We start from the raw sequence: 6,129 nt of genomic DNA, 5'->3' as shown, positions 1-6,129 counted from the left end.
AGAAAAGTTTATAGAAGACCATTTTAGCCCAAATTTACATTTTTCAAGAAACACTCTGTAAATCTACTAGTATAATAAAAGAAAGAGGTCGTCTTTTCAGACAACCTCTTTATATCTCTTAATTTTTTTAATTAATTTCCTGTTCTTGTTCTTTCATCAACATTACCGGCTTCTCTTTTTCCTACATTTACATTTTTGTTGCCAAATCTGTAATTCAAGGACAATTGTATGTATCTGGAATCAAAATAATAATTAGAATCCCGATAAACACCGTTTACCGTTGAGTTGAATCTCATTTTGTCTGTTTTGAAAATATCATTTGCTTTTAGTGTAATTCTTAAATCTTTATTCAATACTAAATATTGAACAGAAAGTGCGGTCGAACTTGATGATTCGAGTCTGTTTACTCCATAAGTCCCAACAGGCATTACCACGAAATTAAAATTAAACAAGAGCGTTTTGGTTTTGTTTAAAACAAAGTCATTATTGGTTGAAAAGGTCGAATAAAAACCGTCTACGCCTTTTGCCGGTATATCGATAGTTTCTGAAGTTAAATAATTCAAAACAAACACATTGTTACTCGTCCACCAGTCAAATTTATCGAAAATATAAAGTTCTGAGATTCCGTATCTTTTTACATTAAACATGTTTCTATTGGTCAGACGAACAAGATAAGTTGTTGAATCCGGCAGGCCTATTTGATTGTACATATTGTTTTCTATGCTATAATAAAGCTTGCTTTCGAGTTTTTTATAGGAATAAATTAATTCGAAATTATCTATAAAATAAGGTCTCAAAAAAGGATTGCCTTCAACAGTTAGAAACGGATTAACGTAAGTTACATTCGGGTTCAATTCCATAAAATTAGGTCTGCCTATTCTCTTGCTGTAACCAAATCTAAATGTTGAATTTTCCTGAGGGGAATATGAAATATTAATTGAGGGGAAAAATTTCGTGTAATTGTTACTTACGGTTTGCTTTAAACTTCCGTCATAAGATTTTGTCTGAGTGGCTTCTAATCTTGTCCCAAATTGAACTTCAATATTATTTTCAAATTTTTTATTTCCTGAAAAATAAAAGGCCTGAATATATTCATTATAATCGAATTTATTAGTCGTTAGCAGAAGATCTGTCACCGGGTTATAAACCAGTCCGCTATTGAAAGAAGAAATATCATTATTGGTCTTCGAAACTGAAATTTTTCCTCCCACACTCCAATTTATAAACTTTGCAGGCAAGTCAACATCTATCTTACCTGAAAAATTATTAGTTTTCTGATTGTTATTATTAATTCCTTTAAAGTACTTAAAATCGTACGGTCTGATTATTTCCGAAGTTCCTTCATAAGGTCTTGTATCCGTATTCGAATATTTAAAATAATCCAGATTCAAAACTATTTTCTTTCCAACAGAATCAAGTTTAATCTCATTAAAGAAGTTCATTGAATTAAATTCCGGCTTTTGCGAAGAATTTGTAAACGCTATTATATCATTAAAACTTGTACTTGCATTGTTCTCATAAACTGTTGATTTCGTCTCTCTGTCACCACTTGTTTTATTAAAATTACCCATGTATTGAAAACCAAAAGCCCATTTGGATGTTGCCAGATACTGAAGCCCAAGAATCGTATTTATCCTTTTGTAATTTCTTTTAAATTCCTGACCAGTCCTCCATAATTGATCCGGAAAATAGATGTCGTCCTGATAATCAAAAGATTCGCCACCCTCTCTGTAATTCAATGAAGAGGACAGTGCAAGCTTATTTTTGTTGTACACAAAATTACTCGTCATTGCTCCTTCTCCATCTTCGGATCGATGTAAATAACCACTCCCTAAGGAAAGGCTCCAGGAATCTTTTTTAGCTTTTTTTAAATTAATATTAATTAATCCGCTGCTTCCACTGGCTTCATATTTGGCTGGTGGCGTTGTGATTACCTCGATGCTTTTGATGTTATCAGCTGAAATGGATCTCAGTAAATTAGCCAGTTCCTCTTCTCCCACTTCAAGCATTTTACCATCTATCAAAACCCTGATGGAACTTTTGCCGATCATGGTGATGCTTTCATTCCGGACTTGTAGTCCCGGCGTAACTTTTAGTGCATCGAGTGCATCACCTCCGGCAGCACTAATCGTATTTTCCAGATTAAAAACCAGTCGGTCTACTTTTCTTTCTACGACTTCTTTCTTTTTAGAAATTACAACGGTTTCTAACACGTTTGCAACATTCACGATTATTGCACCCACATCAAAATCTGAAGTCAGTTCTATCTCTTTTGTATAAAAAATTTCCTTGAACTGACGTATTTCTAATTTGTACTTTCCTTTTTGATATTCTATAACAAACTCCCCTTTTTCATTTGTTAGACGATTAATAAGGGCGATAGAATTTTCTGAAAAAAGGATAACTTCTGCATATTCTAAAGGACTCTTTTCAGATGTAGTAACTTTTCCTGAAAATTTGATCTGTGCAGCTACTGTATTACTTAAGATAAATACAATAAATAATAAACGATTGATCTTTGATTTGTGCATATTTTACTTTTAAATTTCAAGCAAATATGCATAATTCATTAAGCCTGGATGTCTTAAAACACACCAGATAAGTTCTGATTTATAATACTGAACTTATCTTTTTGTTTTTTGAAATTCTAAAGGGGTCTGGCTGGTTATTTTTTTGAATGCTGTAAAAAAAGTAGATTTCGACTTAAAGCCACTTTCATATCCTATAGCTTCGATAGTATATAAATTAGGATGTGACAATAATTCTTTGGCTTTCTCGATTCTTAATTCGTTAATAAATAACGTAAAGGATATGTTTAAATTATTATTTAAAAATTGGGATAAGTTGTGTTGGGAAACTTCTAATTCTTTTGCGGTATCAGAAAGTTTCAGGTTTGGATTTAGATAGAGTTCTTTGTCTTTTATGATATTTATTTTTTGGGTAATCTGTTCAATAGTCGTGTGATCTATTGCTTTATTTTTATACTTTTCTTTTTCTTCAAAAAATGAAGTGTTTTTTTTAATTTTCAAAACAAAAAGCAATATCATTAGATAAAGTACGAAAGAAAAAGAAATCGCTCCCACAATATAAGAAGTGTAAGAAGCAATATTATAGGCAAGCCAAATTAAAAATACGCCAACGAAAATACTCAATAACCAGATATCGATACTGGTCAGTTTTTCTTTCTTCTGAATAAGTTTTTGAAATGCAGGTTTTACAAATCTAAAAGATCCAATGATATAAAGGAGCCATTGTACATAAATACCGCACACTATATATTTGCTCCATACCGCGCTGTGCTCAACATAAGGATAAATAATTCCCAAAATCGTAATGCTCAACAGAAACGGAAAAATATGAAATCCCCATCTTCTTGCATTGTTTGTTATACAATTTCTCAGGTATAAATAGAGAAACGGCCCTATTAGAATACAGCCTGAAAGACCAATTTGAATAAAAATGCCGGACAGATTTGGATTGAAATAAAAAAATACAGATTTAATGATTCTAATACTTAATGTAAATAACAATAGCGCTAAAAAGTAATTTGAAAATTGTTTCTTTTGCGCAAAAAATGCAAAATATACAGCGAGCAAAAGACCATTAAAAGCTCCTAAAGCACTAAAAAAGAACATTAGTTGATTATCCAAATTCATAGAACAAAAGTGTTTTTTTTACTATCTTAAAATCAAATATACAGTTTTTTAAAACTGATTCATCTGATGGGAATGACAATTTATTTTGTCTTGCTCATTGTAATTAATTTAGCGTGCCGTGCATATGCAATAGCTGTCGTTTTTTTACGTACCTACGGCACTTGAAATTAATGCCTACCGATATTTAGTACCTAAAGGCACATATTAAATCTTTACCAAGCATTACATTATAAATAAAACAATAAATGTTATTACTTATACAGCATTATTCTTAGGCGGAAAAAAGAACTGCAACGGTTTACTTCTAAAATATCTACAAATTGCTCTTGCCACTTGTCTTAACTCTGAGAGCGGAATATTTCTGGAACGAAATGCAAGCCCAAGTGATAAACTAAAACTAACCGTGAAATTGACTAAACCAATAAGTCCAATACCTAAAACTGACCATAAAAACACATCTCTGGTAACATAAAGATCGGCGCCATATAAACCCATAGCAAAGTTACCACTGGCAAAAGTAATGTGCCTGATGTCAATATTTAATCCAAAGAAAATCCCAATAAAAACGGTACTTCCCATAAAAACACCAAACCAAAAGTTAGAAATAATCCCTGCCCATTTTTTTTCATACAGTGAAGCCAATTTTTTCGTCCACTTTTTTCCTAAACTCAATTTAAGTAATGGATGTTCCTGAATACGATAGTAAATATGGTTGTGTTTGTCACGATTGGCGATACTACCTGCAATGATTCCTGATAAAAACAGAAAAACCCCGGCTATAGCGGCATGCAAAATTGCAGGAGAATAAATAGGATTCAGATCATTGATTAAAGTTGCGGATTTTTCCTGAGCAATATTATAGTGAAAAATTTGATCAATAGCCCAGATTCCGAATAATGAAACCGGAAAGGCAATGATTACGTTACCTACAAAGGCGATAAACTGGGAGCGGAATACCCTTGCAAAAAATATAGCAAACTCTTTGTACTTGTATTCTTTTTTGTCCTGCACTTTTTGCTTGAAACCTTCCTGCAAAGCTCTTACCAATGCAGAAGCTGTCATTGCCGGCTGTTTTGTTGCCAGTGTAAACCCAAGAATATAAATGATGATGAAGCCTATCGAATAATTCATACTGTACAAAAACATATGACCAAAACCACTGGCGTGTACTTTTCCTAAAAGGAGTTTGATAATACAAAGTATCCCAACAATAAAACCACCACCGGCTGCTGAAAAAAACATTTTATAATATTCTTTTCGGCTGTTTGTAATGTAATGTTCTCCTGTATTGGCTGTATGTTGGGTAATCTCGTAAGATAAAAGCTGGGTACTCTCATTAATTAGTTTCTGGATATTGTTTTTATCGCAGTTGTACTTAATCAGTTTATAAGAGAGGTAAATCGTGTTTCTTTTGGCGTCTTCCTCATTACCTTGTATTAAAAGCGGTAATAGGGATCTTAGGCGGTTAAGCTGTTGGCGAATTCGCAACAAACTTTGGTTTACATGCAGCGAAATCCCGAATTTATTACTGTTTTTAAAGGCTGTTTCGATATAATCTGTGCATTGTTTGTGCAGGATAATCAGTTGTTTATATCCTAAATCTTCTTCATTGATGGCATTATCCGCTGACGCCATCAGTTTCTCATTCATTAGCAACAATTCACGCTGAAAGGCAATAAAAGGACTTTCGAGGTTTTCATATTCTGGTACCATTCGTATTACATCTGTTTCCATCGCAGATCCGCAAATGCGGTAAGTAATAACTTCCATGGCAAAAACCAGTTCATTAAATGCTGAATTTTCGTCTCTGACTCCATAAATAGAATGAAATTTTAAGAGAGAAAATAATTGGAGGACTTGCTCCTGAGGTATTTTACTGATCCATAACAAATCTGTATTAGAAAAAAATACCTGATTTAGAATAAATTGCAATGTATCTTTTTCCGGCTGCTCTGGAATTAATTTGGCAAAAATTCTCTTGCGCACTTCAAAAAAGAAATTTGCATCCTGGAGAATACCTGCGTCAGAAAGGATTTTATTAAACTTTTTATTTTCTAAATTAGTACGGATACAATCCATTAATCCGTCACGATAATTTGGATTTTCCTGAAGCAGATAAATCAGTTGGGACAAATCGACTTCTGTTATTTTTTTTGGCTTTTTAGGACGAATTAAATTTACCAATTCTACCAGCAACTCTATATTTTCTATTTTAGATTTCCATAACTGTTCGTCATTAAAGTTTTTTTCGAAAAAATATTTTAATGTCATCTTTGGTTTTCTCCTCAATTTCATTTTATCAAATTTAATTATCACTGTTTTGTACAAATAAACACATTCTTTTTATTTAAAAACGTTTAAAAAGTATTGAATTAAGACATTTAAAATAATTCTTGATTATAGGTTCTGTGGAAAAGAATATTAGATAAAAAAACTGTCCGGAAATTATTCTCCGGACAGTTTTTATTTGATG

The 6,129-nt window shown here is 32.4% G+C and carries 3 protein-coding genes; all 3 read right to left on the bottom strand.

What is annotated here, in order from left to right; all coding sequences use genetic code 11:
• Nucleotides 1-131: 131 nt before the first annotated feature.
• On the bottom strand, nucleotides 132-2,531 hold the full coding sequence (locus tag NJT12_RS15720; protein WP_271336872.1) for a TonB-dependent receptor: 2,400 nt from the start codon (nucleotides 2,529-2,531) through the stop codon (nucleotides 132-134).
• A gap of 93 nt (nucleotides 2,532-2,624) precedes the next feature.
• Complete coding sequence (locus NJT12_RS15715) at nucleotides 2,625-3,656, bottom strand: helix-turn-helix domain-containing protein (protein WP_271336871.1); 1,032 nt, start codon at nucleotides 3,654-3,656, stop codon at nucleotides 2,625-2,627.
• Between the two features lie 255 nt (nucleotides 3,657-3,911).
• A complete protein-coding gene (locus NJT12_RS15710; protein ID WP_271336870.1) occupies nucleotides 3,912-5,951 on the bottom strand; it encodes a site-specific recombinase in 2,040 nt (679 codons plus the stop codon).
• Between the last annotated feature and the right edge of the window lie 178 nt (nucleotides 5,952-6,129).

Source organism: Flavobacterium azizsancarii (assembly GCF_027980145.1).
GTDB lineage: Bacteria > Bacteroidota > Bacteroidia > Flavobacteriales > Flavobacteriaceae > Flavobacterium > Flavobacterium azizsancarii.
This window is presented reverse-complemented; position numbering and strand designations above follow the sequence as displayed.

What these genes read in the sequence shown, in the direction of transcription:
- NJT12_RS15720 (WP_271336872.1), bottom strand. Translation starts at nt 2,531, where the DNA reads ATGCACAAATCAAAGATCAATCGTTTATTATTTATTGTATTTATCTTA.
- NJT12_RS15710 (WP_271336870.1), bottom strand. Translation starts at nt 5,951, where the DNA reads ATGAAATTGAGGAGAAAACCAAAGATGACATTAAAATATTTTTTCGAA.
- NJT12_RS15715 (WP_271336871.1), bottom strand. Translation starts at nt 3,656, where the DNA reads ATGAATTTGGATAATCAACTAATGTTCTTTTTTAGTGCTTTAGGAGCT.